Source organism: Rubritalea squalenifaciens DSM 18772 (assembly GCF_900141815.1).
GTDB classification, from domain to species: domain Bacteria; phylum Verrucomicrobiota; class Verrucomicrobiia; order Verrucomicrobiales; family Akkermansiaceae; genus Rubritalea; species Rubritalea squalenifaciens.
This window is the reverse complement of sequence record NZ_FQYR01000009.1, coordinates 882-23,380: the sequence shown is the minus strand read 5'-3', so window position 1 is coordinate 23,380 and position 22,499 is coordinate 882. Positions and strand designations below refer to the sequence as shown.

General features: G+C 54.6%; 33 protein-coding genes. 14 read left to right on the top strand and 19 right to left on the bottom strand.

Annotation, left to right across the window (positions count from 1 at the left end):
- Positions 1–3 precede the first annotated feature (3 nt).
- The 3 genes from BUB27_RS18110 to BUB27_RS18100 are packed head-to-tail and all read right to left on the bottom strand — an operon-like array spanning position 4 to position 1,892.
- Positions 4–702 carry a lysozyme inhibitor LprI family protein gene (locus tag BUB27_RS18110; protein ID WP_143185304.1) on the bottom strand — a complete coding sequence of 233 codons (699 nt, stop codon included), beginning with the start codon at positions 700–702 and terminating at the stop codon, positions 4–6.
- 48 nt (positions 703–750) lie between these two features.
- Positions 751–1,137 (bottom strand): hypothetical protein, encoded by a 387-nt coding sequence (locus tag BUB27_RS18105; protein ID WP_159435072.1) that lies wholly within the window; start codon positions 1,135–1,137, stop codon positions 751–753.
- Positions 1,138–1,193: 56 nt separating this feature from the next.
- Positions 1,194–1,892, bottom strand: a complete 699-nt coding sequence (locus BUB27_RS18100) for a hypothetical protein (RefSeq protein WP_143185302.1) — start codon at positions 1,890–1,892, stop codon at positions 1,194–1,196.
- 193 nt (positions 1,893–2,085) lie between these two features.
- On the opposite strand from BUB27_RS18100, the gene BUB27_RS18095 reads away from it, so the two are divergent.
- Positions 2,086–2,862 carry a PEP-CTERM sorting domain-containing protein gene (locus BUB27_RS18095; RefSeq protein ID WP_143185301.1) on the top strand — a complete coding sequence of 259 codons (777 nt, stop codon included), beginning with the start codon at positions 2,086–2,088 and terminating at the stop codon, positions 2,860–2,862.
- 94 nt (positions 2,863–2,956) lie between these two features.
- Here BUB27_RS18095 and BUB27_RS18090 read toward each other — a convergent pair whose 3' ends face one another.
- The 5 genes from BUB27_RS18090 to BUB27_RS18070 all read right to left on the bottom strand — a co-directional run bounded on the left by BUB27_RS18090 (position 2,957) and on the right by BUB27_RS18070 (position 6,754).
- A complete protein-coding gene (locus tag BUB27_RS18090) occupies positions 2,957–4,459 on the bottom strand; it encodes a DUF7133 domain-containing protein (RefSeq protein WP_143185300.1) in 1,503 nt (500 codons plus the stop codon).
- Positions 4,460–4,461: 2 nt separating this feature from the next.
- The gene (locus BUB27_RS18085) at positions 4,462–5,370 is read right to left on the bottom strand and encodes a cytochrome c (protein ID WP_143185299.1); all 909 of its coding nucleotides are present in this window, start codon (positions 5,368–5,370) and stop codon (positions 4,462–4,464) included.
- A gap of 191 nt (positions 5,371–5,561) precedes the next feature.
- Positions 5,562–5,963, bottom strand: coding sequence for a hypothetical protein (locus BUB27_RS18080; protein ID WP_143185298.1), 402 nt, complete (start codon positions 5,961–5,963; stop codon positions 5,562–5,564).
- 25 nt (positions 5,964–5,988) lie between these two features.
- Positions 5,989–6,333, bottom strand: a complete 345-nt coding sequence (locus BUB27_RS18075; RefSeq protein WP_159435071.1) for a hypothetical protein — start codon at positions 6,331–6,333, stop codon at positions 5,989–5,991.
- A gap of 10 nt (positions 6,334–6,343) precedes the next feature.
- Entirely contained in the window at positions 6,344–6,754 is a 411-nt protein-coding gene (locus tag BUB27_RS18070) for a hypothetical protein (RefSeq protein ID WP_143185296.1), read from the bottom strand.
- Between the two features lie 220 nt (positions 6,755–6,974).
- Between BUB27_RS18070 and BUB27_RS18065 the strand changes: the two genes are divergently transcribed.
- Together BUB27_RS18065 and BUB27_RS18060 are read left to right on the top strand one after the other, a co-directional pair.
- Positions 6,975–7,268 carry a hypothetical protein gene (locus BUB27_RS18065; protein WP_143185295.1) on the top strand — a complete coding sequence of 98 codons (294 nt, stop codon included), beginning with the start codon at positions 6,975–6,977 and terminating at the stop codon, positions 7,266–7,268.
- Between the two features lie 2 nt (positions 7,269–7,270).
- Entirely contained in the window at positions 7,271–7,888 is a 618-nt protein-coding gene (locus tag BUB27_RS18060; protein WP_143185294.1) for a hypothetical protein, read from the top strand.
- Here BUB27_RS18060 and BUB27_RS18055 read toward each other — a convergent pair.
- The gene (locus tag BUB27_RS18055; RefSeq protein ID WP_143185293.1) at positions 7,885–8,190 is read right to left on the bottom strand and encodes an acyl carrier protein; all 306 of its coding nucleotides are present in this window, start codon (positions 8,188–8,190) and stop codon (positions 7,885–7,887) included. The two genes, BUB27_RS18060 and BUB27_RS18055, sit on opposite strands and share 4 nt — an antisense overlap.
- Positions 8,191–8,380: 190 nt before the next feature.
- Here BUB27_RS18055 and BUB27_RS18050 point away from each other — a divergent pair, with 190 nt between their 5' ends.
- Positions 8,381–8,698, top strand: coding sequence for a YbjQ family protein (locus BUB27_RS18050; protein WP_143185375.1), 318 nt, complete (start codon positions 8,381–8,383; stop codon positions 8,696–8,698).
- A 231-nt stretch (positions 8,699–8,929) separates the two neighbouring features.
- Positions 8,930–9,280 (top strand): hypothetical protein, encoded by a 351-nt coding sequence (locus tag BUB27_RS18045; RefSeq protein WP_143185292.1) that lies wholly within the window; start codon positions 8,930–8,932, stop codon positions 9,278–9,280.
- 96 nt (positions 9,281–9,376) lie between these two features.
- Here the strand turns inward: BUB27_RS18045 and BUB27_RS18040 are convergent, their stop codons facing one another.
- The gene (locus BUB27_RS18040; protein WP_143185291.1) at positions 9,377–9,601 is read right to left on the bottom strand and encodes a hypothetical protein; all 225 of its coding nucleotides are present in this window, start codon (positions 9,599–9,601) and stop codon (positions 9,377–9,379) included.
- Positions 9,602–9,757: 156 nt separating this feature from the next.
- On the opposite strand from BUB27_RS18040, the gene BUB27_RS18035 reads away from it, so the two are divergent.
- Genes BUB27_RS18035 through BUB27_RS18025 form a run of 3 tightly spaced genes read left to right on the top strand, consistent with a single transcriptional unit; the run spans position 9,758 to position 10,990 of the window.
- Positions 9,758–10,417, top strand: coding sequence for a hypothetical protein (locus BUB27_RS18035; RefSeq protein ID WP_159435070.1), 660 nt, complete (start codon positions 9,758–9,760; stop codon positions 10,415–10,417).
- A 7-nt stretch (positions 10,418–10,424) separates the two neighbouring features.
- The gene (locus BUB27_RS18030; RefSeq protein WP_143185289.1) at positions 10,425–10,745 is read left to right on the top strand and encodes a hypothetical protein; all 321 of its coding nucleotides are present in this window, start codon (positions 10,425–10,427) and stop codon (positions 10,743–10,745) included.
- Positions 10,742–10,990 (top strand): hypothetical protein, encoded by a 249-nt coding sequence (locus tag BUB27_RS18025; protein ID WP_143185288.1) that lies wholly within the window; start codon positions 10,742–10,744, stop codon positions 10,988–10,990. Before BUB27_RS18030 ends, BUB27_RS18025 begins: the two co-directional genes overlap by 4 nt.
- Here BUB27_RS18025 and BUB27_RS18020 read toward each other — a convergent pair.
- Positions 10,968–11,336, bottom strand: coding sequence for a hypothetical protein (locus tag BUB27_RS18020; protein ID WP_143185287.1), 369 nt, complete (start codon positions 11,334–11,336; stop codon positions 10,968–10,970). The two genes, BUB27_RS18025 and BUB27_RS18020, sit on opposite strands and share 23 nt — an antisense overlap.
- A gap of 298 nt (positions 11,337–11,634) precedes the next feature.
- Positions 11,635–12,702: a YybH family protein gene (locus BUB27_RS18015; protein ID WP_143185286.1), complete on the bottom strand. Its 1,068-nt coding sequence runs from the start codon at positions 12,700–12,702 to the stop codon at positions 11,635–11,637.
- A gap of 86 nt (positions 12,703–12,788) precedes the next feature.
- Here BUB27_RS18015 and BUB27_RS18010 point away from each other — a divergent pair, with 86 nt between their 5' ends.
- From BUB27_RS18010 to BUB27_RS18000, 3 genes are read left to right on the top strand one after another with little or no spacing between them, the layout of a single operon-like run.
- Positions 12,789–13,304: a hypothetical protein gene (locus tag BUB27_RS18010; RefSeq protein WP_143185285.1), complete on the top strand. Its 516-nt coding sequence runs from the start codon at positions 12,789–12,791 to the stop codon at positions 13,302–13,304.
- 6 nt (positions 13,305–13,310) lie between these two features.
- Positions 13,311–13,670, top strand: a complete 360-nt coding sequence (locus BUB27_RS18005) for a hypothetical protein (protein WP_143185284.1) — start codon at positions 13,311–13,313, stop codon at positions 13,668–13,670.
- Positions 13,671–13,672: 2 nt separating this feature from the next.
- Positions 13,673–13,954, top strand: a complete 282-nt coding sequence (locus tag BUB27_RS18000; protein WP_143185283.1) for a hypothetical protein — start codon at positions 13,673–13,675, stop codon at positions 13,952–13,954.
- Positions 13,955–14,014: 60 nt separating this feature from the next.
- On the opposite strand, the gene BUB27_RS17995 is transcribed toward BUB27_RS18000, so the two are convergent.
- From BUB27_RS17995 to BUB27_RS17985, 3 genes are all read right to left on the bottom strand, one after another.
- On the bottom strand, positions 14,015–15,700 hold the full coding sequence (locus tag BUB27_RS17995) for a DUF3472 domain-containing protein (RefSeq protein WP_143185282.1): 1,686 nt from the start codon (positions 15,698–15,700) through the stop codon (positions 14,015–14,017).
- Between the two features lie 76 nt (positions 15,701–15,776).
- Positions 15,777–16,310, bottom strand: a complete 534-nt coding sequence (locus BUB27_RS17990) for a hypothetical protein (protein WP_143185281.1) — start codon at positions 16,308–16,310, stop codon at positions 15,777–15,779.
- Positions 16,311–16,348: 38 nt separating this feature from the next.
- Positions 16,349–16,786: a hypothetical protein gene (locus tag BUB27_RS17985; protein ID WP_143185280.1), complete on the bottom strand. Its 438-nt coding sequence runs from the start codon at positions 16,784–16,786 to the stop codon at positions 16,349–16,351.
- Here BUB27_RS17985 and BUB27_RS17980 point away from each other — a divergent pair.
- Positions 16,785–17,534 carry a type II secretion system protein GspG gene (locus BUB27_RS17980; protein WP_143185279.1) on the top strand — a complete coding sequence of 250 codons (750 nt, stop codon included), beginning with the start codon at positions 16,785–16,787 and terminating at the stop codon, positions 17,532–17,534. The two genes, BUB27_RS17985 and BUB27_RS17980, sit on opposite strands and share 2 nt — an antisense overlap.
- A 1-nt stretch (position 17,535) precedes the next feature.
- Here the strand turns inward: BUB27_RS17980 and BUB27_RS17975 are convergent, their stop codons facing one another.
- Together BUB27_RS17975 and BUB27_RS17970 are read right to left on the bottom strand one after the other, a co-directional pair.
- Positions 17,536–17,889, bottom strand: a complete 354-nt coding sequence (locus BUB27_RS17975; RefSeq protein ID WP_143185278.1) for a ferredoxin — start codon at positions 17,887–17,889, stop codon at positions 17,536–17,538.
- Between the two features lie 3 nt (positions 17,890–17,892).
- Entirely contained in the window at positions 17,893–19,158 is a 1,266-nt protein-coding gene (locus BUB27_RS17970) for a hypothetical protein (protein ID WP_143185277.1), read from the bottom strand.
- A gap of 217 nt (positions 19,159–19,375) precedes the next feature.
- Here BUB27_RS17970 and BUB27_RS17965 point away from each other — a divergent pair, with 217 nt between their 5' ends.
- Entirely contained in the window at positions 19,376–19,753 is a 378-nt protein-coding gene (locus BUB27_RS17965) for a hypothetical protein (protein ID WP_143185276.1), read from the top strand.
- Here BUB27_RS17965 and BUB27_RS18985 read toward each other — a convergent pair.
- Positions 19,745–19,948, bottom strand: a complete 204-nt coding sequence (locus tag BUB27_RS18985) for a hypothetical protein (RefSeq protein WP_159435069.1) — start codon at positions 19,946–19,948, stop codon at positions 19,745–19,747. The two genes, BUB27_RS17965 and BUB27_RS18985, sit on opposite strands and share 9 nt — an antisense overlap.
- 121 nt (positions 19,949–20,069) lie before the next feature.
- Entirely contained in the window at positions 20,070–20,807 is a 738-nt protein-coding gene (locus BUB27_RS17955) for a PEP-CTERM sorting domain-containing protein (RefSeq protein WP_159435068.1), read from the bottom strand.
- A gap of 636 nt (positions 20,808–21,443) precedes the next feature.
- Between BUB27_RS17955 and BUB27_RS17950 the strand changes: the two genes are divergently transcribed.
- Positions 21,444–22,193: a hypothetical protein gene (locus BUB27_RS17950; RefSeq protein ID WP_143185273.1), complete on the top strand. Its 750-nt coding sequence runs from the start codon at positions 21,444–21,446 to the stop codon at positions 22,191–22,193.
- The last annotated feature ends 306 nt before the right edge of the window (positions 22,194–22,499 follow it).

Sequence of the window (22,499 nt, the reverse complement as noted above, 5' to 3'; positions counted from 1 at the left end):
GACTTATTCTTCGTCTGGAATCACGCCCGTACCGGCCTCAACCGCCTTGAGGTCATCGCTACTCAGGGAGCCGGTGCGGCTATAGACTCCATCAAAACTAACCCGTCCCAGGAAACCCTCTACAACCAAGGTGATACGCCCCATGGGATCTGAAAGGCGGTCCAGATTGATCCAGAGCAGATCACCATTGTCATTCAGCGAGTAGCGTGCCATGCGCCCGTTGACCTGAAACTCCCCAGAGATCTCATCGTGATCATTGCCTGCATAACCGAATGAGGTCAGGAGAAATTTCACCTTCCCACCTTTTTCCACGATCTTCAAATCCGCTCCAGCATTATTGGTGTAATAGCCTGTCCAGGGCTCATCCTGCTTTGTGTAGCGATCCTTCTTCCATTCGTTCAGGACCTTGATCCGAGTCTCCACCATGGCTGTCATTCCCTGATAATAGTCCAGGCTCTCTTCTTCGCTGGCACCCTCCGGAAGACTCACATTGTGATCGCGATACTCAATCCACTCACGTTGCTCAGTCTGCAGCATCTTGAACTGCCAGTCCTTCAGTGACTTTTTCAGGCCTAGGTAAACGGTCGTGTGCTGCTTCTCCGCCTGCTGATATGCCGCCTTGGCCTTATCCAGAACCTCACCCGCATGCGCGCCAAGTGAAACCACCACTAACAACACCAACACATTGAATAGAACTTTCATGCACGCACACCTAGCAGGATTTGCGCCACGGGGACATTATTTTATTCTTTAACTGATCCACATGGCATTTTCACGCCGCGCTATCCATTTTCCATCCACCCACCTTGCCGTGAAGGAAATCCCGCCTGCGTAGAGCGGACCACCGTAGAAACCTGCATCGGCAGTCACCTGCTCTGGCGTCCCCCTGACAAATATTACAAAACAACCCTTTCTCCATGGAGTGAAGAATGATTCCCGCCAGAGCTTCCACTTCATACTAGCATCAAAGGCATCCAGCTCCCGCGCACACTTCACCAGCTCCCTCTTCTGCACCTCAGAGAGCCCAGCCTGGTCCTCCACCCTCACCGCATCACTGACCGGCATCAGACACCAGCCCAGGTAAACGACCAGCAAGCCTAACAGACATCGCTTCAGCAGACCTTTCTTCAACTTCACTCCCATAAGGAAGTAACGGGCGAGGCCGGCTATTACTTAGAGTAAGGTAGATCTCATCATTTCTTCTCACTTGGATACTTCTTTTCAAAGCGGTCGATTTCGCTTTGAGGGATGGGCATGAGCTTTTTGAAAAGCGCTTCCATGTCCTCGGTGGTTCCTAGCCAGGCGGAGTCACGAATAGGGTAGTAGAAGCCGTAGTTGCTGCACTGCCAGCAGAAGGTGGTCTCATAGATCACCTTGCCCTGACGGTGCACCCGAATGCCGTGAATCGGAAAATGGCACATCGGCCCCACTGACAGCTCTACCTTCGACATCCCTTCGCCCAGAACCATGAGTAGCTTCTTCCGGTCATTCTCTTCTAATTCGGTTCGTTTCAGAATTTTCGTGTAATAGCCCTCTCGCGAATACAGCTCCACATAGTCGCTGACCTTCCCCAAATGATACTCTTGGTCCACGACTTCTCCAAAACGATCATCGGCCAACTTGTCAAGAGGCACGCTTCCGTCAAAATCCACCAGGAAGACCTCCACCTTTTCTGCCATGCGGAGCACTTCGGCAAAGCGCTTGCGATAGTTCGCTTTCACTGCCCTCATCTCAGAGAAGTAGGAATCGGTCGCCCTTAGCACGTTAGGATCCATATCCTCCCCCGAATACTCCATGCCATCAGAGTCCACCATCTTAAGCTCCACCTCTTCCTCCCCCATTCCCCAGGGGGCTATCGCCAGCAGCGCAAGACAGATCAGCTTTTTCATCATCCTCGTAGACTAGGCGGGTCGGGCAGGTCTTGGCCAGCACTCATTCACCTCCATCTGACCCTATTTTCAGCCCACCCTGAAACAATTTTCGTAACTTGTCCGCTAGGAGCCTCAAAAATATGCTTACTCACTAAGGCGCAGTACTCACGCATTTCGCGCCCCCTAACTGAACTAAGCACAAACAAACGTAAACATGAAAAAAACACTCCTCCTTACCTCACTCGGTATGGCTGTGGCACTACCAGCCACGGCAGCCACTTTCGTGAGCGGCGGCTGGGCCGGCCTCGGCGCTGGTAGCCCGGCAACCACCACAGCCTCCGGCTCCTCTGATACACAAACCGCCATGGTGACTCAGTCCGTCGATGGGATTACCGCTACCCTGCAAGGCTTCGACTCCAATGCGGACGCGGATGGACTCCAGCTTCGCCGCTTTGACTTCAACGGCGTGGGTGTCTTCAACACCAGCACCGATGAAACCAACGGTAACGACAACCAGGCAGGACGTATCGGCACCACACAGTATCTGACCCTGAGCTTCGACACCACCGTCCGGATCGATCTGATCAATTTCAACAACTTGATTAGTACGAACACAGGCACGGAAATCGCCGTCTTGTCTGCCAGTTCCTTCACTGGCCTGAACTACGATGCGACTGGTGGCACCTTCACCAGCCAGACTGGCACCACCGTTTCTGAGTGGGGTTACGAATCAGGGACTGGCACCTTCAACATCCAAAGCCCGGGTGCAAACAACTTCACCAACACCGTTCGCTTCGGTCTCGATGGCTACGACAGCCTCATCCTGAATGCTGGCGACACCCTGACCTTGGCAACTGACACTTCAGACGGACTCGCCACCCAGGGCGGCTGGGCACTGACTGACATCGAAGTCACCGCAGTACCCGAGCCATCCAGCACAGCACTTATCGGTCTCGCAGGCCTGGGATTCATCCTACGCCGCCGCCGATAGGTAGTTCTCTTTTTATGTGAATAGACAATATTCATTGTCGTGTATTGTGGCCCACTTCCGCAAGGAAGTGGGTTTTTCTTTTCTGATAGACTGGCTACTTTGCAGGCACTTCATGCGCCGTATAGAAGATGCGGCCCTCTACCAGCCCCCCCAGCTTGGAGGAGGTGACACCCTGCAGGCTGATGTCATAGATCTTTCCAGTCACGAGCTTCCGCTCCAGCACCAGCTCGATCACATTGCCCTCGCAGCGGATCTTGCTGGCCTTGATAGGCTGAGGGTCGACCTTTGGAGAGCCGTACTGCTTGTGGTAGTGCAGGCCGTAGTAATTCCCAGAGACCTTGACTCCTTCCGCACTGACATCTCCATTCAGGGAAATACGGAAGCCCTCCTTGGTCATTTCTATGCCAGTGATGGTGAGGTGTGGCTTATCGAGATACTTCAGGCGCGTGATCCCCTCGGCCCCTGCCCAGGAGAGATGCGTTTTCCCGATCACTAGTTCGTTTTTGTTAGAAAGAGCCATCTTGGCATTGCCTCTGCCTAGCTGAGGATGCGCGAGAAATTTCATCACCGCCCCCTGCTGCTGGCCATTGACCACATCCGGCAGGTAGCGCACGAGTTGGTCTTGGTTCATGTCTCCCATGATCAAGCTGCCGCCGTAGGGACCGAATTGCCCCTCCGGAAGTGTGAGAATCTGAGTCGGTGAATTGGCCAGCTCCCCTTGAGGAAGAAAGCTCACGCACTTCTCACGCAGCTTATCCAGCTCGGAAGGAGGCAGATCTGCGGGCACCCCACGGTCCCAGCCCTTGGTCCAGATCAGACTATCCGGGTGACCGTAGAACTTGCCCGCTTCGATCTTGTAAAGCTTGCTGCTGCCTAGCCAGTCGCCCTGGTTGTCATTGACGTAAAGATCACCCTTGGGAGTCACGTGCACGCCGTGCGGGGTACGCAGTCCACTGGCGATGGGAGTCACCTTGCCCGTCTCCGGGTTCACCTTGATCACCCATCCGCGGTAGGGCACGCGTGCATACATGCGCGGCAGCTGGTGGCGCTTCACACTCTGCCAGCTAGGCTGAGCCTTCTCCACGGTGATGCCACCGGCATCATTCCACTCACCGCGGATCTCCGGCCTGATCCCGCCATTGTGGGAGGCTGTACCGAGTGACACGTAGTAGTGACCGTCTGGACCGAAGGCTGCTCCAAAAGCGAACTCATGATAGTTCCCACTCATGCCCCAGTCGGTCGTCAGGGCCAGATAGGAATCCGCCGTGCCGTCCTGGTCACTATCAGAAATCTTGGTCAGCTCAGCACGCTGCACCACCACGATGGTATGCTCGTCCACCACGTGCATCCCCAGTGGCTCCTGCAGGCCTGAGGCCCAGAGAGTCCACTTGCCATCCACCAGCTTCATAACCTCACCACGGTGGAAGGCGGCAATGATGCCCCCACTGGGCAGGCGCCCGATCGCTCCGATCTGAGGGTCCAGTCCCTTGGGTAACTTGATCTTCTCCAGCGTGCAGAGATCTTTCCATTCCGCTGCTGACAACTGAGCCGCGAGTACCAAACTCGCCATCCCGAGTAATTTGTGTGTCTTCTTCATGCTTACTTCGCGTTGAATGTGAGGGTGAAATCCTTGGCTTCGCTGGCGGTGAGCACCAGCATACCTTTATCTAGCTTGCCTGCGCTGTGGGTGACATCCGTCTTGGCCAGATCACCCAGCGGATAGCGCACTTCTGCAGAGCTTCCCTCCACCTGGATGCGGATCGCCAGCTTGCCGTCCTTGCTGAGAATAGTTTCCTTCACTTTGGCTGGGCCGAGCTGATAGAGAAAGGTCGGCAAGCCACCGGCTACAGAATAGCCTTGGTATTTCGGGGCCGTCTCAGTTCCTGCAATCACCAAACCAGCACGAAGCTCCCCAGGCGCCCGGTAGTAAATCTCCCCGACTGGTGTCGCCAGGTCATTGCCATTGCCCTTCCAGTAGGCATAGCCATCGATAAAGCCACCGCTCCAGGCGTAGCGCATGCGGCAACTCACCGTGTCCCAGCAGAGCGACTGCTGCCCGTCTATCGTCACCGCAATGGAGGCCGGGCTGGTGTCCTTCATAAAAATCCGCTGCATGCGTGGCTTCTTGGCCGCCTCTCCTGTCAGCTTGTATGGGTCCGGCTTCACGCCCTTCTCCGGCTTGAACTTCTTGCCCTTGGTCGCGGTCTTGATGTATTCCAGAATGTCCAGCAGATCCTCATCCGGGATATGCGCCATGGAGGGCATCTGGATGGCATCCTTGCGCTTCTTGCCGGGTTCCTTACACCATTCCAGGTACTTCTTAGGCTTCTTGGCGTAGAGATGGTTCACCTCCACCAGACTAGGCCCCACCACTGGCTGCTGGCGGTTCTCCACCTGATGGCAGGCGGCACAGTTCATCTTGTAGAGCTGCTCACCATTGCCAGCGCTCAAACTCAGCGGAGTGATGAGCACTGCAATCAGAACCGCGCTTGTAATCTTCAATGACATATCTGGAACTTCCGTTAATCTACCCCAATCTCGAGTAGTAACAACCAGCTACGCCCATTGCCCCCTCAAAACATAGCTACCATTTGCGTCAATACACTTTGCGTAACAAGCCAACAGAAAATCAAAACTGTTAGACAAAGAATCGAGTTCATCTCCCAAGGAATCCATCAAGAAGCTTACCGCTACTCCTCTTATCTCTCCTTGCGTGCCAGCCACTGGGCGAAGGCGAGCATCACCTCGCTGCCTTCCATGAACTTGTAGGCGGCATCTTCGGCGAGAAATTCTTGATAACGTGGGTGATTGCGGAAATCTCCGCTTTTCGCATCCGCGCTCTCGCGCTCTTCGGTCAGCTGCTTGCCAGCCTTCAGCATCTGCAGGGAGACCGGGGACACCTGGAAGAGCACCAGACCGCAGCCCGCGCAGACATCGGCGTGTAGCGGGGCATTAACGCGCTCCTTGAAAAGGATGGCCTGCGGATTCATCTCCATTTCCAGCGCCAGGTCATAGCGGGCATTGTCCTCGCCACGGTCCACCACACGGAGTTTCTTGATCCATTCCTCACCACCGCATTGGCTGCACACTTGCTTCTTCATCGTCATTTCCCGAGATGCATAGGCGCTAGAGATCCCGGCAACAAGTCACAATCCCGCTGAGCGAGAGACACATCGCCACCATGCCTCCCCAGAGCAACCAAAGGCGGCCTACCGACCAGCCATAGAGCATGCTGTCTGCCTCCCCCATGCCGGCGGCGCGATCCACCGCGATCACCCGCTCCACAGGCTCATGCACCCACTGCCCGGGGGAAAAGAAATCCAGCCATAATCCGTCCGTACAATGATAGACCACCCCATTCACACAATAGCCCCACACACCCGCCATCAAGAGCAGGCTCAGCATAAACATGAATGTGAAGGTCAAGACGCGCTTCATTCCGGGGTCATCCTTACTACAGGAAAGATACATCCAAATGCGCTCAAAGTCCACGGCTCGCACACACCGCCGTCCGCAGGGAAACAATGAATCCCTCGGCCTCGCCGTAGTCGTCATTGATCAGGTAGCTCACCACGCCATTGTCCGTGTGCAGGGTAATGTGCCGCGTCTCCACGCCTAACAGGCACATCATCGCGAAGACCACACAGACGATGCAAGCCGCCCAGGACCAGCCTTCATTCGGGATGAATCTCAGGCTCACCCAGGCCAGCCCCAGCATCCCCGCCATCAGCACGATCGGCGTAGCGTACTCACGCCGCACCTCCACCTCGATCCGGGTAATCTCTTTCAGAGGAAAGGTAGCCACCACACCATCACCCTCACCACGCTTCACTAACATGCCCTCCTCATAGGAGAGCTTGGTTCTGGGGAGTTGCATTAAAGTATTGATCATCACGAGCGCACACAGAAGTTCAACTCAGATTCATACCGCATCACGCCTGCCGCGTCACCCTTTTTCTGGGTCACATGGAATCAGCCTCGCACATGGAAGCCCTCATCCTTGAACGCATCAATAGACTCAAGAAGGAGTTGGCCAAGTGATTCTCCTTTTCTGTGCAGACAAGATCCCTCCATCTGCTACACTTCACCTCATCTAGCTAACACCCCTTACCATGGATTCAGGAACACTCGGCGCTATCATAGGCAGCGGCATCGGCCTGCTCGGCGGCATTGCTGGCAGCTACTTCAGTATCCGCAATACCCAGAGTGCGGTGGAGCGACGCTTCATGATCAAAGCCACCCTTAACTTCTGGCTGGGCATCAGCATTTTCCTGACCCTGCTCTTCACCCTCCCCGGCAACTACGGCCCTCTCGCATGGACCCCCTACGCCATCTTCCTGCCTCTGGGCATCCGTCACTTCAACCGCCGCCAGATGGAAATCCGCAGTAAACAGACAACTCAGTGAATTTGAACACAGAACTCCTCGCCAAACTCGACTCCCTCGACACCCGCAACGCAGCATTGGCCATGCTCTCTGAAAACCCTGAACTGATCGACCAGACGATTTGCGAGAAGCTTATGGAGATCATTGCCCAGCCTGAGAGCATTGAGAACACCAACCGCTTTGCCTCCCTCATTGAAGAGACTGAAGACCCGGCCTTCATCCAACCCTTGATTGATAAAGTCTCCACGGCAAAGCTGGAAAAAGCACCATGGCTGGCGGATTATCTCTACGCTCTCGTGATGCTGCTCGACGAACGCGAGGAGGCTTATCCAGCAGAAGATACTCTTGTCCACCGCCTTGGCGACTGGCTCTTGCATACTGGCGGTGGAGAGATTTCATGGAAATCCGGAGACATCCTTTCCAATCTTTCCAATCCGAATACACAGGACTACCTCACCAAAGGAGCCCTAGACCAACGCCTCTTTCACCTTACCCGCATCGCCTGCCTCAGCGGCATCATGAATTTGCACCGTGAGCACGCACCAGCATTGTTAGAAAAACTCCTCAACGACCCGAATGAGGAGATCCGTGAGTCAGCCAAGAGAGCCGAAGAGTTTCTGCAGCGAGCTTCCACAGACTAGTCCACTCCTAAGTCCCTTACAAACTCCGCATCATCGGAAAAGTCTTTCACCCCGAGCTGCTCGCGGATGATCTGCCTTATCACCTGACGGACACGCTCCTGCGTCCATTCACCCTCTCTGTCATGGCAAGCCTCCAGCTTTTTCCAGACGACCGCGGTCAGGTCTCTTGGCGTGCGCAAACTGGCTACTTCGGCATCATCTAGGGAGACACCAAACTCCTCTTCGACGGCCATGATGAGCTCTACTCCATCCAGTCCCATGCCTAGCATCCTAGTTTCGTCGCCAGCCCGATCAAGCTTCATGATCACTGCCTAGCTTTTTCCTAGCCAGCTCACGGACGACTCCCTAGCCTCGGTGGAAATCAAACTCCCCCCTATGAGCTGGACCTGTAAACACTGCGAAGTACTGAATGACGATATCCATCCTGCCTGCTGGTGCTGTAAAGCCGACCGCCTAGGCAATCTCCCCGGCTCTCAGGAGTCAGGCTACTCCATGCCCTGTTCCACCACACCGCAGATTCCCGGCAAGGAAATCTCCGAAACCAAGGGCGTGGTCTTCGGGGAAGCCATCATGGGGGCGAACATCGTGCGCGACTTCGCCGCCAGTGTCCGCAATATCGTGGGTGGCCGTGCTGGCGCTTACGAGAACAGCCTGAAAAATGGCCGCGAGATCGCCATCCAGGAAATGCTGGAGGAAGCCAAGGCCATGGGCGCGGATGCCGTCGTGGGCATCGATATCGATTACGAAAGCATCAACCAAGGCATGCTGATGATCTGCGCCTCCGGCACTGCCGTCACCCTTAAGGACTGACACAAACGTTTAGCTGCGTGAAGCAGCCTTCCGTCACTTCCGTGTATTCTGTGGTAGATACTAACAATCCGCCCCTCTAGCAGATCACTGGCATCAGCGCCAGCTGGACGAAAAGCATCATCAGGATCGCGAGCACGCCCCACTCCCGGAGCCACGCATAACCTCCAGAGCGCGGAAGACTTGCTGCAGCGTACTTGATGAGAGGAGCATTTCACTCTACACTCCTCCGCCATGAAACACCTGCTCGTAGTCCTCACCCCCCTCTCCTTCTCCAGCTGCTGCCCCTTCCTCCCTAAATCGGCCGCCCGCCTCTACGCCTCCCAGCGCGTGGCCCCATACGAAAAAGCCGCAGACAACTTCTACAAAAAACACGGAGACTTCCCAAAAGACATGGATCAGCTCTGCAAAGCTGACAAAACCATAGATACCCTTGTCAGAAATAAAGACGAGCACACCCAATGGGCAGTCAACTACCGCTACATCTCTGCCGGGCACTATCATCTCTACATGAACCACTCTCACTACAGCGTGAGCTATCACAACGGCAAACACGCAAGCACCTACGTCAACTGCTGGCGATAACCGTATTGACTCAGACAGACTCCATGCCAGCGCTCCATCAAGTCAGCCTTCCGTCACTTCCGTGTATTCTGTGGTAGATACTAACAAGCCGCCCCTCTAGCAGATCACAGGCATCAGCGCCAGCTGGACGAAAGGCATCATCAGGATCGCGAGCACGCCAACTGCTTTGGAAATGCGCAGGAAGGCGTAGAGCGGGAAGCCTACCACCACCGTCAGGCAGATCAGCTTGCACCACATGTCATTGAAGGGCACGTGACTATACACCTTCACCCCGAGGATGAAAAACGACAACAAAAGCGAAACCAGTGCAAATAGCACCATGTACGCCGCGTCATCCGATGTTGCCCGCTGAACCATATGCAAAAGAATGTACAAGTTAAGCCTTCTCCTGCCAATCCTAACTTTTAGGCTTCCTTAAGCAATCACGTCACTTCCCCCTGTACATCAGGCATGGCTGTCCCTTAGCTTTATCTTCCTATGCTGTACCGTTCCCTGTTTTGCGCACTCACCTTGATAGCTCTAGCTGTCAGCAGCTGTAGCCGCGATGACTCAACAGCCAGAGAGGAAGCCACACAAACAGCCAACAAAGATGAAGGTCTCATCGTCACCTGCGACTACAAAGACACTGAGCTGCGCGTCATTCTGGCAGACCTCCTCCGTCAGACACTTGCGAACAAACACTACCGCGGAAAGCTTCGCATCGATATTCAGAACGAGTCCACGCTTTCCAGGTCGGTCACCCTCAATCAACCGCTGAAACTCCCATTCGTAGCTTATCTAGAATTTCTGAGAACAGGTCTACAACTCCACATCAGGTATGAGAACGGGGTCTACATCATCACTGATACACTACCAAGTCATGACGAGTATGCTGATGGATCTATCACCAGAAGCCACCTCATGACAGAGCAGGAACTCAACCGAATAGGGCTCTACGCCGACGGCAAACCCGTCCATCTGGATGACGGCTCTCCGTGGCCTAACGGGGAAAACGAAACCGCCACTTTCTCAGTGGAGAGAAAGGTTCTCGTCATGCGTGCAGACAGAGCCGATCATACTTTGTTAGACTCCCTCCTCTTCATCACCCGCAACAGCGAGCAAGCGGTGAACATCAAAGACCACCTCCCTGAGAAATAGAATAGCTATGCTCATCCTCGCTGAAATAGCCGACAAATTTCCGTCATTGCTTGATGCCGCGCTCTGTGGCTTCCTGCTGGCCCTGCCTGTGGCCTACATTACCTGTTTATTCCCGAGGTTTGGCATGCTACTTCTGGTCGTGAGTGCCATCACCGGCAGTATCCTGCTTTATCCGGATCCCACACTCGCCAGCGCACTACAGGAAGAAAGCGGGCATCACCCACTGGCCTATCCTGCTATCTTCCTATTAACCCTCATCACCAACAGTCTTTCCCTGAAAAGCTTCCTCAGCAAAGTCAAACGCCGCAACCAGACCAAGCCTGCATGAATCCATCTACCGAAGTCATCGTCCTCAGCCACAGTCAGCTTTTCTGCGAACAAATCTCGCTGGAGGAAGGAAAGAGCTCGTATGGGATCTACTCTCCCAAGCAAGCAAACGAAATCCTTTCGCGCGCGCTCACGCGCAAAGCCCAGGAAGGCTGGCAGCTGCTCACCGTGGAGAGCCCCTTGCTCTTCTGGCGCAGCAGCAAGTATATCTTCCAGAAGACTACTAGCGCTGCTTGTAGCGCCTGATGAGGACAGTGACCTTGCGCTCGACGACCTGGTAGCGGCCGCCGACCTTCTTTACGAAGTAAGTCAGGTTGGTGGGGCGACCTTCCCAGAGGATGGAGTACTTCACGTCCAGCCGGCCCTGTGGATCCACCTTCACGGAGAGGGTGTTCGAGTAATAGACTCCCCGCGACTGATCCACCAGCCATTTGGCCCGGAAGGTATCCGTCTGCGTCTTGGTCAGGTCCTCGGTAGTGAGGTCCGCATTCACCAGCTCCGCATTGAGCACCGGGGCGATTTCATTCCAGTCGTCCATCCACGATGGCCGCGACGGCTCGGCCACAACGACTGCCTTATCCTGTGCGCACACGTTCCCCACCGGCACCAGCGTGAGCAAGCCTAGGGAAAACGAACACACAGCGAGATGACACATTCTCACCATAACCCGCAGCTTACCTTTCATCCTGAAAAAAATCCAGTAAATCAGACAATCAAGCGATTCTATCCAACTCGCCACCAACAGCTTAAATCACGATCACACCCCACCAATAAAAGCTTCCACGCTATCCATCAACCCACAGCGCATGCCTATTTTCCGGTATGCAGATATTTAGAAAATCTGTACCTAACAGAAAATCAACTGATGGGTCAATCAGCTCAATGCGGGACTACTCAATCTCCACCACGTAAGGCACGTTCTCCATGGGGGAGGAATGCTCCTGGACGATCTTCCAGTTTCCGTTCAGCCACTTGAGGGTCATGGTGGTGCGGATCTTCACCTGAAATTTCCTACCGTCCTCCTTCACCTTATACTTGAAGTGGTGCTGGAAGGACACGAGTGCGTAGTTCCCGCCGAGATAGCGCACCTTCAGGTCCACGGCCTGAGAGTCGTAGTAGTCCAGCACCTCCGCGTCTCCCTCATAGGCCTTGCGCGCCTCCTCGCGGCCATGATGCCAGCGCCCTACGGAGACCAGCATGTCCAGATTCGCGGAGTCCTCGCCGTCATCGTAGAAGGCCATCATCTTCTTGGGATCATCCTCATTAAAGGTCTGCACCCAGCCTTTGAACCATTCCTTGATCCGGCCCTCGTTATCCTCGAAGGGCATGCCATTGTATTCATCAGGCTTCTTGAACTCGTTTTGAGGTACGGGAGCGATCTCTGGTCTCGGCATCTGATCATTCAGCAGCGCATAGAGCACCGGATTGCGCAGGTTGGCCCCCATTTCCTCATACATCTCCAGCCCCGCCTTCATGGCCAGCACCTCCTCCTCTCCCCGGTAAAAGTACAAACTCATTTCGTAGGCTTCGGATTCATCCACCGCGATCTCCTGACGCTTGAGCGGAAATCCTGCATCCGGGCTCGTGGGGACAAAGGCATGAGAGGCCTTCATCTGCTCTGTATGGTTCTGATAGGCCGCCAGCCAAATGGCCAACTCATCCGCCTCCGTCACGATGACCATATTCGCCTTCCCCTTGCCCAGCCCATACAGGATCTTCGTCACCCCCTCAGGTACCTTCATCTTCTGCGGCTGCCAGGATGTCTCCAGACGATAGTAACCTACTAGTTTGTCACCGCGCGTGATCAGCGTGATCTCATCCGTGGCATCATCCCGGAAACTCAGGCCCTCCGTCTTCAGTCCCAGCTGCTTCATCAAGGTAGGCACCTCGATCTCCCGGTAATCCTCCTGCCCTAACAAAGCCGTGGAGAACAACAATAACACCAGCAAACATTTCATCCCCTCATGCTATACCGTGCCATCGCCACAAAACAAGCACACACTACGGCTTCACCTAGCCGCAAATCTCCTCTACAGTCGCCGTTATGAAATCCCACAGCGGCAAAAAACTCGTCCTCCTGCTCGCAGGAGCTTTTACGATCCTGGCCGCACTGCTCCTCTCTATCATGTATCAAGCCGGTCTGCTCCCTGATCCCAAATCACTCGGCCCGGTGCTCCATTTCATCCCCTTTATCGTACTCTTCACGCTTTGCACCAGCCTCGCACTGCGCTGGCAGGTCAGACAATCACCAGAGACAGGCCTACATCTCCGCGCCCTCAGTTGGCCAGCTTACTTCACTGTCTGTCTATTGGCCACCTACGCCACCATGAACTGGGGAACACGTATCTCCCAGTGGACATTCGATCCCGCAGACTTCCCGGGCGACAAAGGCATCACCGCCGAATTTGCCTACAGTGGCGACACAAACCCCATGTTCGCCATCCTCTTCAGCCCCTTCGTCGCCTTTCTCTGCCGCGCCATAGCCAGATTCATCCAAGCAAAGCGTGACCTGAAGCAAGCACTGACCAGCCAAGATCCAACACTGCACGTCGAAGCCTAGCAAGCCATGAAACTTGCCAAACACCTCATCCTCTTCATCTGCCTGTTTTCAACTGTCAGTGCTACTCCATCAGACAGTTCTCCCCCCTACCCAATTCGTTGGAAAAAGCAGGAATTCACCAAAGAACAATTGATCAAGCACATTGCCAAAGAGCAGCAAGAGGCCACAAAGTTAGAAAAAGAGGGAATCACACGAGCAGCTGTACCCAGTGAGAAACTTCTCAAAAGCATCATCGAAGCTTATGAGGAGGGAGACAAGATCATCTATTACGACAATGGACTCTGGAACAAAGGGATGGGAAGACTCGGATACGCTCTGATCCGGAAAGACAAAGTCATTGTCAACCGACTTCTAGCGATGAACTAGACATGCCCACTACGCTTCAAAAGCTGACTCCACAGCATCGCCTCACGAAAGTCCTGATGGTGACCTACACGATCATCGAGATCTTGATGCTCTGTGGCATCCTCAAAAAAGGCTTCATGAGCCCCAGTTATTGGGTGCTCGTACAGACCTTACTCTGTTTCCCGTCTGGATTCCTCAGCTTCGTGTTTGGCTATATTGATAGCTGGCATTACCTGATCTATCTGGCATCAGTCTATATCAATTTCCTCCTGATCGATGCCCTCATTCGCCGCATCGCGCGTTAGACCACCAAGTAATCAAGACACCTTCCGTTACTTCCGTGTATTCCGTGGTTCAGAAAAAAATCACTCCTGCTGACCACTCTCCTCCATCCAGGCTTTGCCTTCGGGTGCCTCTAACAAGGCTCGGTAGAACTTGGCACCTGCTGGTAGGGGGAGCTTGAGTTCGCTGGCTCCATCCAGCTTCACCTCATGGCGGCTGCTGTGCTTCCAGCGCTCGGCGAAGCTCAGGGCATCCTGCTCTCCGTAGTAGAGGGTGAGCACGGCATCACCCGTCCCCTGGAGCTTGAAAGTCACTTCTCCCTGATCTGCCTTGCCAGCCAGCGATACAGAGCATGGCTGCTGGCGCAGCTCGCCCAGATGCTTCTCCTGCAGGAAGGCGGGAAGCTTCTCCTGCGGGCGGATCTGCACGGCGGCAAAAGCCGGGTAATGCAGCACACCACCCATGCCCAGGGCCACTTGCCCCTCCTGCGTGGTGTAGCGCCAGCGGTTCGCCGGTCCCTTTTCCCCGGCGAGATGCGTGGCTGCGAGCACTTTATTGTTAGAATCGATCGCCCAGGCACGGTAGCGGCACTCGCGCTTCACATCGCCACTGCGCTGCCTGTGTGGCGGGCCTGGCACTTCCACGAAGGTGCCCACGCCGAAGCCCTCGCCCTTCTTGCGGCCCTTCCACTGCTTGGCCTTGCCAAAGAGATGCCAGCCCTGCTGGTCAAAATCCCAGAAATACCCGCTCCAGATCCAGTACTCGCCGGCATCCTGCTTGCGCACGGCATAGCGCTGCACGCGTGAAGTACTGCCTTCAAAGGGATCCCAGCCGCGCACCTTGACCCCGGTGCCCTCGTGGGAGAAGCCGCTGAATTTCCCCTTCGCACTGCCGATCGCCAGCAGATGAGAAAGCGTTTTCAGCTCCGGTTCCTGCTGGCCGCGGCCGAAGGACCAGAGAGAAAAATTCATGCCGCGTGCGTGGCCCTGCGGCGTCCTGCTAGAACCAAAGTAGCCGAAGGGTGTGGTGATAGGCGCGTAGCAGCTCTCGGTAGATGCCATCCCTTCCTGCTCCACCACCCAGATCTCTGGCTGGAAATCATTTTCATCCGGCAGCTGGAAGCGACCATGAGCCGCTCCGGGGCGCCAGCGTGCCCGCGCCACCGCAGCTCCCTTGAGCGCCTCACCCTCCAGCACCATCGCCTTGAACTGCGTACCCTCGGGCAAGCTAGCTGCTGTTAGTGTGAGCTGATGTAGACCCGGCCCCGTGAAGGCCACCTCCGTGCCATTGCCGTCAGTAGTGAGTTCATAGGTCTTGGATCCCAGAGTGAGCTTCATGCTGGGCAGCTCGTCCTGTGCGGCTACAGCGCATTCCAGCTTCACCGTGGCCTTGCCGGCCTGCGGCAGGTAGACGTGCCAGCGCACCTCGGACTTCTCACCCCATCCACCCAGGCTAGCAAAGCTCTTGCTGCCATTCATCTGCGCTGCCTGGACCGGCGTACCCTCACGCAGCGGCATCACTTTGGCATCCAGCCCGCTATCAAAAGATTCATCCACACTCAGATACAGCCGCTCACCCGGCGCATGCTGGAGATAGAGCAAACTCCCCTCAGGAAAGGCCACCGTCTCGCCAGCATGGACTTTGCCCGCCAGATCCTTCGTCTCCACCAACACGGGATCTACCTTCTGCTGATCCAGCGCAGGAACAGCCAAGACCATCCCGCATCCAGCAGACGCGAGGAGAACGATTCGGGAGAGCATCCATTTCATGATCTCCCTATTACAGCCCCGGCCACCGCTATCTGTCAACGCATCACGAACTGACGCTCAATTCCTTGAAAAGGCCCTAGGGCTTCACCTTTTTAAGTGTAGAAACCCACTTCACCTCAACCTTCTCTGCAGGAAATTTGAGCATACCTTTCGATCGAAGCACTTCGTCAGCTTCCAGAACAGTCGATACATGCACTTCATCCCCCTCTTTTCCACTAACACCCTTAGAAAGGAGCACTCCCTCCTTAAACTTGATTTCATAATGAGAAGCCACCTTCTCCGACAGCCACATCATGCCTCTAAAAACCTGATCTTTCTCATCCCAAGCTACTACAAAGCGAAACAACGAAATCTGCTTCTCCCCATTCAACTCCGAAATACCCTCCTGTTCCCCCACAATCACCCCCAATTTCTCGTCGTAGCGATACGATTCACGGCACAAGATCTTCGTATTTTCCTGCTTCTCTCCGTCCAGAGTTACCTCGCTTACACTCTCTCCCTGCCAAGTACCCAGTATTTTTTCAAAAGGCTTGTACACCTCCGGCAGCTCTCCGGCTGTAGCTACACCCAGCATCAGCACGCTCATCCACAGCATCCAAATCGTTTTCATCAGCACAGGGCTAACACAGTCGCGACACCCCCGCCCACTCATTTCTTCTTCACCTTCCGGTCTGTGACGATGGGGAAGGGTTTTCGTGTAGCGCCCACGTAGACATAGATGGCCTCCTTCTCAAAAGCGGCTACGGGATAGGGATAGCCACGCATGTTCTCCTCGGTGATTTCCTGCTTCATACTGAGATCCTCGGACAGCTGCAGGTACTCTTGGCCAAACTTCCTCCACTTTTCATCGGCATGGATAGTACCCAGCACATAGGCTCCTGCGATAAGCGCCATCACCAGCACGACTGTCAGCACATCCAGCAGCAGCTTCACCCATGGATTTGCAAAAAATTCCTTTATCCCCATGTCTAGCAGACATGCCCCGACTGGCGCCACAATGCCAGCACATTGTGGACTCAGCTTCACCATGCGGTGAGCGATTTGCAGCTCGACGCCCTGCCTCACCACCACTACACTTCCGCCCATGTACCGTCGCTTCTTCACCCTGCTCTACCTGCTCCCGCTGCCGCCCTTGCTGTTACTGGTTGGCTGCAGTGAACCTACGGGACCTCATGATTACCCAAACGAGCACGCTCTAGCCAGCTTTGCGGGAATCATGTATTATCAGCAACTTACTGGCGAGATTCCGACGACGGAGCAAGGACTCCAAGCGCTGGTAGAGCGCCCCGCAGAGCTGCCCAAGAACCGCCCGTGGTTTTCCATGCTGAAGGAAGTCCCCACTGACCCCTGGAGAAACCCGTACCAATACACCGCCTTCCCCGATGAGGATCCTCCCCGGGTGGTCATCCACTGCCTAGGTCGCGACGGCATCGAGAGTGAGGACGACCGGGTCTTTGAACAAACCTTCCCCAAGCCCAAGCACCCGGGCCGCATCTACGCAGGCCGCAGCCACGCGCTGGGCTCGGATGTACTGCACGATGATTCCTGGAAGCTCACTCTGATAGGTGAAAAATTCAGCCTCCACATCCGCAGCCACGATGGCCGCGAGCAGCACTCCCGCGGGCGCGTGATCTACCACGATCAAAATGAAGCAGACTACGCCTTCAGCCTCTTACCCGAAGAAGCCGGCAGCATCGTCTTCCCCTACCCCTACAGCGAGGAGAACGGGCTCAAAGACATCGGCTACCCGATCCAGCTGAGCGAGACAGAGATGGTCTTTGGCTGCTGCGGCACCCTCAGTGACGAGGACTTCCACATCACGCTAGAGCGCTAACTCAGCCCCAGAACTTCCACCAGGGGCGCGGCTGGCAGTGCTTGCAGGCAGGCTTTTCCGCCAAGCCGACTCTCCAGGCAGGGCGCTTGGTCGCAGGTGGTAGCGACCAATCAAAGACATCACCGTCATCATGGATCGCTTCACAGGGACAGCCCTCAAGTGATTCCCTAACAAGACTCAATTCCTCCTCCGTCTCCGGCTGTTTCTTCACGAAGCTTGCCCCCTCATCGTCCTGCCTCCCAAAAATGGTCGGGGCCGTCTCCCGGCAAAGGTCACAGTCCAGGCAATCCTCGCACACGTAGTACTTTCCCCGAGCATTGTACGGCAGGCGCTGTTCGAATGATTCTCTAGACATCGTTTAGTTCTGCTCTTCCTTCACGACCTTGCCATTCTGGTAGTAGGGGTAAATGGAAAGTTTCAGGTTCGGCCACGCTTTCCTAGCCTGATCCACATCACTCTTGATGACACCGATGCGTAACAGCTCGTCTTTCTGCCCCTCCTTAGGAGTCTTGTAGAGCACCTGGAGCAGCCAGCCATCGTGCTCAACAAAGCGATAGAGAAAGGTATCCACCCCATGCGCGCCCACGCCTTTGACCACTTCCAGATCCTTACGATCCAAGCCAGCGGCCTTACAGAAATCATCCCATCCATCGCCCTGCTTCAGCTGCCCGATTTGACCTAACACCTTACTGATAATCTGAGGCCGTACTCCTGTCACCGACTCCTTGGTGGCAACCTCCTTCAGAACATGTGGCTCCCAAGCCCCATACCACACGACCCACTTGCCGTCTTGCCTTCTGGAGAAGCGATAATATCCATCGCCGTCTCTTATTTCATCACCGCGGATTTTCACCACATCCCATACCAACGCATCTTCACCATCAAGCTGCTGTTCCTTCAGCCTCACCAGAGCTACTTTTTTGCCCAGTACAACATCCACCTCACGTTTACCAGCAAAGTTAATGACTTTACCCTTTGGAAACTTGTATGCCGCATCCAGCTCATCCATTTCGATGTCATCCGGGTTCACAAAGTGCTTTTTATATTTATCCAGACTACTCTCTCCAAGTGCCCTGACATAGCTAAGATAAGCTTCCTTTACCCCCTCGACATCTTCTTTGGTCAACTCCTGCATACCACTCAGCGCATTCTCCTCGTGATGATCTAGATTCAGTTTTACTGTGCGCTCTATCACTGCCCCCGCAGGTACTTTAATCCCCTTCTCCTCCCAAAGCGTCTTGGTATCTTTAACTCGCCCCCAAAATACAGTTAGATCATCCGGCTCCACCGGATCAGACAGGGAATACCATTTGACCGCAAAATCCAGACCTGTGACGGGATAAGCTTGGTTCATCCTATCGATCTCCAAACGAATCTTCTGATCTTCCTCCCAAGGAAGAAAAACGGTAGATCTAAAACCTCCAAAATCATAAGTGATAGGCTCCCCGCCTATCCTTAACAGTATCCGGCAGGGACCATCATAATCTCCCTTGAAGACCGTAAGTATCACATATTCCTTCCCACGTGCTACTTGGGCCAGCAGAGTCACGGCGAGCAGGACCCTCACAAAGTTCCTCGCTGAGAACACCGCGTGACTCTTGCGCTGACAAAACGGATTGGGCATATGCCTTGCTAAACTATCGAGCGCCATCCTGCCAGTTTATTACGCGACCCCGTTGGGGTCGTCACTGTGGGGGTAACTATACCGGGGTAGCTGCGCAACCCCGGCCTAATATCCGGAACCCCTTTGGGGTTCTCTGCGATGCTGTCTCTCCTCAGAGATCGTTACATTCAGGAAAAAATTCTCCACCTTGGGTACCATCCATGCTTTTAAATAGATCATGCAAACGACCACCCTCTACAGACCCGTCGGCCAGAAGGAGCTCGATCTCCTCATAGACAACGGCTTCACAGCCTGGCCACCGCGCTTGCCAGAACAGCCAATCTTCTATCCGGTCACCAACGAAGACTACGCCGTCCAGATCGCCCGCGACTGGAATACCAAGGATGAAACTAACGGCAGCGTCGGCTACGTCACCCGCTTCGAAGTCTGCTCAGACTACCTTTCCCAATTCCCCGTAGAAGTCGTGGGTGGAAGAGAGCACAGCGAGTACTGGATTCCTGCCGAGCAACTCGATGAATTCAATGGAAAGATCCAAGGCCCCATTCAGGTCATCCGCAAATTCACTCCACAGGGAGAAACTGAAGTCTCATTCTAGCACCCCATGCCCACCATCACCAAACTCCTCCTCGCTCTCGCCGTTCTTCTGCATGCCAGCTGTGTCACGCTGGAGCCTGTGCGAGAGACGGTGTGTGCGCTCCACAATCAGCCGCTGGAAATGCGTAGCGGATGGATGATGGATCATCCCGAGCGCACGGATGCCTCGGATGACCTTATAGGTTTTCTCGGCCATGGGCATGGTCTTCTGCTGCCTGTTTGAGAGCACGGAGCGGAAATAAAAAAATGCCAGCCACTCTGCGGTGAGCGGCTGGCATAGTGAGTAGAGTGGAACAAAATGCTTGGGGAGATTCAGATCACCTCCTGCGTCGCAGCACCAGCCCGAGACCGGCAAGGCCTAACAAGGCGGTGGAGCTGGGCTCGGGAATTGCAGTAGCCGTGACTGAGCCGCCGTTATCCACAAAGCTAAGCAGGTCATTCAGGTTGCCAGCAGTGACCTGCTGACCATTGACATAAATCGCGCCGCCCTGGGTATCCGCCTGCTCGGTGAACTCTGCGAGAGTCGGCAGGGTAAACTTAGCGCCAATGGCCAGATTCACCACGGAGAGCTCCGACTGGGAATTCAGGCCATCACCGCCGCCACGGATGTAAAGTTCGCTGGAGGAATCCACATTCACGGTAAGCCCCAGAGAAATGAACTGGCAGCTGAGCAAGGAGCCATTGGTTAGATTCACATAAGTGGTCACGCCGGATGAGCTGGGAGTCCCGGTATCATCGTCCACGCCCACGAATCCATTGCTCTGGGTGAAGGTGAAGCTGACGGCATCCAGATTGAGCGAGAAGCCATTGCCGATCTCGATATTGGAGAAGCCAGCGCTGCCTTCATTGATGGTCGTGCTGGTGATATTCATATCATCCAGGATGGGATCTGTCCCCGGCTGAGTGGGCATGGAGCCGATCGCGCCGCCGGTAAAGTCCCAGTTCGCATCGTCGTAGAAGTTCGTGGCATCGCCACCGCCGGTCCAGCTGATCGCTGCCAGAGTGGGGCAAGCGCTCAACCCGAACATGAGTAGAGGTAATAGAGGTTTATTCATAGTTCTTGTGTATAAGTTGCCAGAAGAGTGAAATCTAGCACCCCATCTCATAGAGGATGAGACACTTACGAACAACAAATTTTCTAAAAGCTTAACTCTTTGCGCAGAAACACAAGTCCATGCGACCTCAGATCTATCGATCCATAAGTTCGATGTACCTATTTTTTCCTTAGTTCACTACTCAGCTTGCTGTATAACCAAGGGAATTCAAGCAACAGAAGATGTGTGTCACCATCTAGACCCTCAGCCGCTGCGCACACGGGGGCCGCACAACGCGCTTCTAACCCCTCTGGCGCCCCCTGCTGGATAAACAAGACCAATCTACTCAAAAAATCAGCTCAGACTCTACTCTCTAAACTCTACCTCCGGTGGCCACAGTGCCTCCCAGTGCACTGAGCGGCACCCCAAACCCCTTGCCGCCACCCTCAAATACCACCGGTTGCAGACACCCCCGAATACAAAGCCTCTCTGTCCGCAGAGAGGCTTTATTTCTGCCCAGTTCCAGGAGCACTCGGCGCCCCTTTAAGATTAGCTCATGACACAGGAAAGTATTTTTTAAGGGTTAGTCCTTGATCGCAGCCCGTGATATCCCTATCAATTCCCTGTCGTTTATCCGTTTACCCCACTAGAAGAACTATGCTTATACTTACCCGAAACCTGTTCAAGGTTGTAGCTCCGTTTGCTCTCCTTGCCAGTTCCCTGCTCTCTGCGGAAGAAATCCTCATCCAGAACACCAGCGGAAAGTCCATCCAGGCCGAAGTAGTCAGCCGAGACGGTGACAAGGTCACCATCAAGCGAAACAAGGACGGAAGGTCATTCACCATCCCGCTCAGCAGCCTGAATGCTGACTCCAAAAAGAAGGTGCTCAAAGAGCTGGAAAGACTGGCTAACAGCTACCCTAAGCTTGAGGCAGACATCGTGATCGGCAAGCGCCGCAACTACTCAAATGGGTCCTACTACATGAAGAAGATGGACATCACGAGTAAGACTACCATCAAGAACACGGACCTCAACCGTGGATGCCCACCCTGTGACTGCCACATTATCCTGGTAGGCCAAGACCAGAGAGAGGAAGACCTCTTCAGCGTCCTCTCTAACCAGAAATTTGAACTCACCCCTAACCATAAAGGGGCGGAGTTTGAAGCCAAGCCCGTGTTCACCAAGTACGATAGTGACAACAAAGGCACCGGAAACATCGGCGGCTACAAGTACGTAGGCTACCTGCTCGTGGTCATGGACAAGGAAAGCAGCGTCATCCTCACCAAGACCAACTACTCCAAGATCGAGAAAGCTATCGAGCTGGATTCCTCACGGATCAAGAAATTCTGTGACTACGAGGCCGACCAAAAACTTGACTCCAGGATGGATGAATACGAAGGCTACTAAGACGCCAGCCTAACAAACTCTTTACCAGCCACAGGCCAGCCGCCTGTGGCTTTTTTTTATTCAGGCAGTTCACCCAGCGGCATGCCTACGATGTATTATGACGAGCTCTACCTGACCGCTTATTACGCGACCCCGTTGGGGTCGTATAGGCGGTGGGTCACCTATACCGGGGTAGCGCCCCTGCGGGTCACAACCCCGGCCTAAAATCCAGAACCCCGTTGGGGTTCCCATGATGCAACGCATCACACCCGACGCATCACACCCAACACATCACACCCAACGCATCACACCCAACGCATCACACCC

What these genes read in the sequence shown, in the direction of transcription:
- BUB27_RS18110 (WP_143185304.1), bottom strand. Translation starts at nt 702, where the DNA reads ATGAAAGTTCTATTCAATGTGTTGGTGTTGTTAGTGGTGGTTTCACTT.
- BUB27_RS18100 (WP_143185302.1), bottom strand. Translation starts at nt 1,892, where the DNA reads ATGATGAAAAAGCTGATCTGTCTTGCGCTGCTGGCGATAGCCCCCTGG.
- BUB27_RS18095 (WP_143185301.1), top strand. Translation starts at nt 2,086, where the DNA reads ATGAAAAAAACACTCCTCCTTACCTCACTCGGTATGGCTGTGGCACTA.
- BUB27_RS18090 (WP_143185300.1), bottom strand. Translation starts at nt 4,459, where the DNA reads ATGAAGAAGACACACAAATTACTCGGGATGGCGAGTTTGGTACTCGCG.
- BUB27_RS18085 (WP_143185299.1), bottom strand. Translation starts at nt 5,370, where the DNA reads ATGTCATTGAAGATTACAAGCGCGGTTCTGATTGCAGTGCTCATCACT.
- BUB27_RS18080 (WP_143185298.1), bottom strand. Translation starts at nt 5,963, where the DNA reads ATGAAGAAGCAAGTGTGCAGCCAATGCGGTGGTGAGGAATGGATCAAG.
- BUB27_RS18075 (WP_159435071.1), bottom strand. Translation starts at nt 6,333, where the DNA reads ATGTATCTTTCCTGTAGTAAGGATGACCCCGGAATGAAGCGCGTCTTG.
- BUB27_RS18070 (WP_143185296.1), bottom strand. Translation starts at nt 6,754, where the DNA reads ATGATCAATACTTTAATGCAACTCCCCAGAACCAAGCTCTCCTATGAG.
- BUB27_RS18065 (WP_143185295.1), top strand. Translation starts at nt 6,975, where the DNA reads ATGGATTCAGGAACACTCGGCGCTATCATAGGCAGCGGCATCGGCCTG.
- BUB27_RS18055 (WP_143185293.1), bottom strand. Translation starts at nt 8,190, where the DNA reads ATGAAGCTTGATCGGGCTGGCGACGAAACTAGGATGCTAGGCATGGGA.
- BUB27_RS18050 (WP_143185375.1), top strand. Translation starts at nt 8,381, where the DNA reads ATGCCCTGTTCCACCACACCGCAGATTCCCGGCAAGGAAATCTCCGAA.
- BUB27_RS18045 (WP_143185292.1), top strand. Translation starts at nt 8,930, where the DNA reads ATGAAACACCTGCTCGTAGTCCTCACCCCCCTCTCCTTCTCCAGCTGC.
- BUB27_RS18040 (WP_143185291.1), bottom strand. Translation starts at nt 9,601, where the DNA reads ATGGTGCTATTTGCACTGGTTTCGCTTTTGTTGTCGTTTTTCATCCTC.
- BUB27_RS18035 (WP_159435070.1), top strand. Translation starts at nt 9,758, where the DNA reads ATGCTGTACCGTTCCCTGTTTTGCGCACTCACCTTGATAGCTCTAGCT.
- BUB27_RS18030 (WP_143185289.1), top strand. Translation starts at nt 10,425, where the DNA reads ATGCTCATCCTCGCTGAAATAGCCGACAAATTTCCGTCATTGCTTGAT.
- BUB27_RS18025 (WP_143185288.1), top strand. Translation starts at nt 10,742, where the DNA reads ATGAATCCATCTACCGAAGTCATCGTCCTCAGCCACAGTCAGCTTTTC.
- BUB27_RS18015 (WP_143185286.1), bottom strand. Translation starts at nt 12,702, where the DNA reads ATGAAATGTTTGCTGGTGTTATTGTTGTTCTCCACGGCTTTGTTAGGG.
- BUB27_RS18010 (WP_143185285.1), top strand. Translation starts at nt 12,789, where the DNA reads ATGAAATCCCACAGCGGCAAAAAACTCGTCCTCCTGCTCGCAGGAGCT.
- BUB27_RS18005 (WP_143185284.1), top strand. Translation starts at nt 13,311, where the DNA reads ATGAAACTTGCCAAACACCTCATCCTCTTCATCTGCCTGTTTTCAACT.
- BUB27_RS18000 (WP_143185283.1), top strand. Translation starts at nt 13,673, where the DNA reads ATGCCCACTACGCTTCAAAAGCTGACTCCACAGCATCGCCTCACGAAA.
- BUB27_RS17995 (WP_143185282.1), bottom strand. Translation starts at nt 15,700, where the DNA reads ATGAAATGGATGCTCTCCCGAATCGTTCTCCTCGCGTCTGCTGGATGC.
- BUB27_RS17990 (WP_143185281.1), bottom strand. Translation starts at nt 16,310, where the DNA reads ATGAAAACGATTTGGATGCTGTGGATGAGCGTGCTGATGCTGGGTGTA.
- BUB27_RS17980 (WP_143185279.1), top strand. Translation starts at nt 16,785, where the DNA reads ATGTACCGTCGCTTCTTCACCCTGCTCTACCTGCTCCCGCTGCCGCCC.
- BUB27_RS17985 (WP_143185280.1), bottom strand. Translation starts at nt 16,786, where the DNA reads ATGGGCGGAAGTGTAGTGGTGGTGAGGCAGGGCGTCGAGCTGCAAATC.
- BUB27_RS17975 (WP_143185278.1), bottom strand. Translation starts at nt 17,889, where the DNA reads ATGTCTAGAGAATCATTCGAACAGCGCCTGCCGTACAATGCTCGGGGA.
- BUB27_RS17970 (WP_143185277.1), bottom strand. Translation starts at nt 19,158, where the DNA reads ATGCCCAATCCGTTTTGTCAGCGCAAGAGTCACGCGGTGTTCTCAGCG.
- BUB27_RS17965 (WP_143185276.1), top strand. Translation starts at nt 19,376, where the DNA reads ATGCAAACGACCACCCTCTACAGACCCGTCGGCCAGAAGGAGCTCGAT.
- BUB27_RS18985 (WP_159435069.1), bottom strand. Translation starts at nt 19,948, where the DNA reads ATGGCCGAGAAAACCTATAAGGTCATCCGAGGCATCCGTGCGCTCGGG.
- BUB27_RS17955 (WP_159435068.1), bottom strand. Translation starts at nt 20,807, where the DNA reads ATGAATAAACCTCTATTACCTCTACTCATGTTCGGGTTGAGCGCTTGC.
- BUB27_RS17950 (WP_143185273.1), top strand. Translation starts at nt 21,444, where the DNA reads ATGCTTATACTTACCCGAAACCTGTTCAAGGTTGTAGCTCCGTTTGCT.